The sequence below is a fragment of the Mycobacterium sp. ZZG genome (genome assembly GCF_054786995.1).
The window spans coordinates 1-4,669 of record NZ_JBTBFV010000117.1; the positions used below are offsets into that span (position 1 = coordinate 1).

Consider the following 4,669-nt stretch of genomic DNA (forward strand, 5'->3'; position numbering starts at 1 on the left):
ACTTTCACCGGAAGTGCCTTTCTGACCTGGACTGATTAGTGCGTAGAGAACACCAATCTTCCCAGTTCAAAGGGCACTTTCCTCATTCCGACACCCTGCGACCAGCCGATACATCGGTGGATCGAGGCTTAAGGGTGACCACGCAGTTCTTCACGGGACTCGTGTTGTCACTGGCGACGATTCCGCTCACGATCGTGCCCTTCTGGGTCGCAGGCACTCTGGGAGGGGTAAGCAATTGATGTTTGTTCGACTGTGGATGCACAGCACTGGCCTCGTGAAACCCGCCGATTGCGAGTCATGCTCACCGGAGGTTGGGCCGGGTAATGCTGCGAGAGCCTTCCTGAAACATCACCGGCATAGGTCCTTCAAGGAAGATCCGATTCGCGGGCTCGGCGCCGTCCGGTGCGTCAGCGGGTCATGGAGTTCGCCTCGGAGCGCGTTCCCGGCGCACTGTGCCCCGAGCCAGAATCAGCGTCCAGTAGCTGACCGTGTGTCTCGTACTCTGATTAGGACGACGGCTGATGATTCCACGGCGGGTCTTCTTCGACCCGGAAGGGGTTGGAGATGATCGGGCACGAACGGGGGGCGGCCACGTGAGCACACCGCCGCCCGGACAATGGCCACCGCCCCCGCCGCCGTCCCATCCCATGCCGGGCGATCCGCCAGCCGGGCCTTGGGGGACGCAGCCTCAGGGCCAGCAGCTGACTGGTGCTCGAGCATCGGGCAATACCGGCAAGTGGGTGCTGGGCGGACTGGCTGCGCTTGTGATCGTCGTCGTGACAGTTGTGGCCACGACCCTTGTGCTGCGCGGGGGCTCCGATTCATCCCGCCCGCCAACCCCGACGGCCGACGCCCCCCAGATCGCAAGTGCCAACGACAGAAGTCCCGCCGGGATCATTCTTGACGACCCGACATGTAAGAGTTGGGATCCAATTGCAGCAGCGTTCGCTCATGCCGCGAGCAGCGGCTGGGATGATCGGGATCCGGCGATTCCAGCTACAAATTGGAACGCTGATATGCGAAGCCAGTATGGATCAGTCGGCGCTACGCTCCGCGATGGAGCAGACCGATCCGTGGTTCTCGCAAAGGAGACTCCTCATCGTGTGATGCGCGAACTGTATTCGCAGTTCATCGCATACAGCCGAGCTTATGCGGACGCGATCAGTAATTACACGGCAGAGGACGATTTCCTCGTACGTGCTGCAATCGGTGCATCGTCCACCCTGAACGCCGTATGCGATGCCATCGCACACGGATCTGCCGGTGCACGGGCCCCGGCTGTTGCACGCGCAGCACCACCATTAAGCCAGACTCCACTCGAGGATCCCGCTCGAGCTGATCAATTTCTAGCGGCCCAGAATCCAATTTGCTCACAGTGGTTAGCCCGCGTAACCCAGTTCGACCACGATATTTCCTCGTGGAAAGCGCTGGATCCCAACGTTCCGAGGGACCAGCTGAACGCAGAACAACGAGGCGTCATGATGGCCGTGAGTCCGTCAATGGAGGAGTTCTCCAACGACATTCAGATTATGGGCATAGAGAGTGGGGATCCCACGCTATCCGACTTCGCGACCTTAAGTGCCCAGTACATTCGCGCGTACATAAGTGCCCTGCCAACTTATACGCCAGCAGATAACTTCTTGGTCATGGCTGCTAGCTCCTCATCGGCTCTGATCACCGAGGCTTGTCGATCGTCTGGGGCATAGGGATGGGGATAGAAAGGTGCTCAGGCGAGTTTATTGAGGATATGACTGAACCTTCCGGTTGGCCGGATATCGACGAGGATCAGCTGCAGGAACGAGCAGATCTATTCGCAGAGAAGGCTAGTCAACTTCAATGGACGATCGAGCAGTGGCTGAATCAGCACACCAGAGTATTTGAAGCAGGCATCTGGTCCGGTAGCGCTGCTAATACTGGAAGTGATTCGATCTTGGCGCGCATCGATGACATGGTGTCGCTTCGACATTGCATGGAGAGGGCCGGTTCCTGGTACCGATTAGTCGCCCGAGTCATAGCTCAGGTCAAAATGCAAGTGAACCAGAACCTTGCAAACGCACAATCAATGTTCGCAGCAGTTCGCAGCGATCCTAATCTTGACGCCGGCGAGAAAGCAGCGATGGTTCGGAACTGGGTGATCGTCACGAATGCTCTGAACACAGGTCTTGTCTCAACCGGGGTATCTCAGGTGCCTCCATTTGCAGCATGGCAGCCTCCAGCCGCACCGATTCGCCCTCCTTCACCCCCGACAGCGCCCCCCGCCCCTGTTCCGCGATTTGATTCGCACACCCAGATGGCCAACTTCTCCTCAGCGTCTTCTGCCCCGGCGTCGCGACCTACTGGAGGAACGCCGAAGTTTGGCGCAGGGCCGGAGAATTTCGGCGATGCGGCGGCAGCGCCGCGGAGCGACTCACCCGCCTCTTCTGTGCATTCAAATCCGTCTCAGTTTGCGCCGGGGACTCCCGGTGGCATCGCCGGCCCCGGCTCCCCTTCGAGCCCTTCGTCCCCTTCCAGTCCGCTCGGCAGCACCAGCCCATCCGCGGGAAGCCCATCCGCAGGCAGCTCAAGTTCGCCATCCGCATCGTCTGCGGCCAACTCGTCCTCTGCGTCCGGATCGCCGACAACGGGCACCGCATCCCCCGCTGGTGCGGCCGCCGGTCAGCCGACCACCGCGGCGCCGGCCGAGGCAGCGAAAGCCTCTCGCGCCACCCCGATGCAGCCGCTGAGCAACCAGGCCCCGCCACCGCTCGCCTCGTCCGCGCCGGCATCGTCCCCCGCTCCGGCTCCGCAGCCCAGCAGCCAACCCGCTGCAGCACCACCGCCCGCCGCATCAAGCGGTGCGAGCATGGGCGGCGGCGGAGGCGGTGTGTCCGGCGGAGGCTCGGCCGGGGCTGCACCCGTCGGCCCGCCCGCGACGGGTGGTCCCCCCGCCGCGCCGCCGGTTCCGCTCGCACCACCGACAACGCCACCTCCTCCCGGACCGCCACCGCCGACCGCCACACCTGGCGGCGCCTCGGCCGCGTCCCTCGGGCCCGGCGTCGCGCCCATGTCGACGTCCAACGTCGGCGGCACCGCCGCCGCACCCGTTCCGGTGTCGGCAGCCCGTGCCGAACGCGACGCGATCCTGTCCGCCTCAACGGCCGGCGCCGTACGCCGCAAGAACAACGGCAGCGATCCCCTGCAGCAAGCCCGCCATATCGGGGCGGCACTCAACGTCGGCGTCATGGACTTCGGCTTCTACTGGGTCACTGGCGTCACCACCGACGGCACGATCATCGTCGCGAACAGCTACGGCCTGGCTTACATCCCCGACGGTGTCAACCTCCCCGAGCAAGTGCGGATGGCCACCGCCGACGAATCGATCCCCGCCACCGAACGCGCCAGGTGGGCCACCTATCCGATTCTCGCCGTTCAGGGTTGGGCACATCACCACAACCATCAGCTACGGGCGGTGGTCGCCACCGAAGAACAGTTCTCGAATTTCGACCCGGGCGTCGCCAAGATCGTCCTGACCCAGGACGACATTCCCGAGACGGGCCAAATGCAGGGACGCAGCCGTCTCGAAGTCATCGCCCCCGACGCCGCCCAACGATTGGGCGCGGTCAGCGATTTCGGGCTCAATGATCTGCTTCCTCCTGCCTCCGCCGACATCGAGGCTCCCGCCGACGACACTGCGCGGCTGTGGTTTGAAGTGGCCAAACCGTTGATGAGCACCAATCCGCAACGCAGCGTTCCGCACCTCAAGGCGTTCGTCGCCTACGCCGTCCACGCCCAGGAGATCGCGCTGTACAACGCCCACATCTCCGCCGAACCCGCTGACCAGCGACGAGCGATCGCCGACTGGGTGTACTGGCAGCACCTTCAGGTCCTGATGAGCGACGCCGTCGGCGTGGACGCCACAGTGTAGGTACCGTCGGTGGAGATGACTCAGCCGAGACGTCTCCACCTGCCCCGCATGGTCGGCGCCCTGCTCGCGGTCATCGTGCTCGTCACCGCCGTGCTGTGGATCTCCCGTGGGGACTCCGACCAGGCCGCGCCGTCTACCGCGCCGGCGCCGCCCCCCAGCCCCACCGTCAAACCGGAGCAGATCGCCAGCGCCGAGGACCAGGATCCGGTCAGCATCATCACCGAGGACCCCACCTGCCCGGACTGGGATCCGATCATCGCAGCGCTCGGCACCGAGCTCGGTAACGGCTGGCACCGTCGTGACCCGGCCATCCCCCGATCCGAGTGGACTGAGGATCAGCGCCGACAGTACGAGGCGGTGGCCGAGGCGATGCGCGGAGCCGCAGACAAAACGGTCCCGCTGGCCAAGCAGACCCCGCACCGGGTCATGCGGGAGCTGTACGGACAGGCCATCGCGTACTGGCGGGCCTACGCCGGCAGCGTCGGCAACTACCGTCCCGCGGCAGACCAGCTCGCGCGTGCGGCAGCCGGCGCCGTCGGAGCTATCCGGTCAATCTGCGCGGCAATCGATTTCGGCGCCGCAGCGGACCGCGGACCTCTGGTCCTGCCTGGACCTCCCCCGGTTCCCGAGGAGCGATTGCCCGACCCCAGCCGACCGCCGCGGTTCATCGTCGAGCCCTCCGCCTTCTGCGACGAATGGATCTCGATGACGATCGAATACACCGACCAGACCCGCGAATGGCGCGACCGGCACGACCGGAATGTG

General features: G+C 64.3%; 3 protein-coding genes. 2 read left to right on the forward strand and 1 reads right to left on the reverse strand.

Going from position 1 to position 4,669, the window contains the following annotated elements; all coding sequences use genetic code 11:
• Positions 1-2,655: 2,655 nt before the first annotated feature.
• Positions 2,656-3,045, reverse strand: coding sequence for a hypothetical protein (locus ACXMYJ_RS28540; RefSeq protein WP_460359474.1), 390 nt, complete (start codon positions 3,043-3,045; stop codon positions 2,656-2,658).
• Between ACXMYJ_RS28540 and ACXMYJ_RS28545 the strand changes: the two genes are divergently transcribed.
• Positions 3,044-3,904, forward strand: a complete 861-nt coding sequence (locus tag ACXMYJ_RS28545; RefSeq protein WP_460359475.1) for a secretion protein EccK — start codon at positions 3,044-3,046, stop codon at positions 3,902-3,904. The genes ACXMYJ_RS28540 and ACXMYJ_RS28545 overlap by 2 nt on opposite strands.
• A 15-nt stretch (positions 3,905-3,919) precedes the next feature.
• Positions 3,920-4,669: hypothetical protein (locus ACXMYJ_RS28550; protein ID WP_460359476.1), on the forward strand; the 750-nt coding region annotated here is incomplete at its 3' end.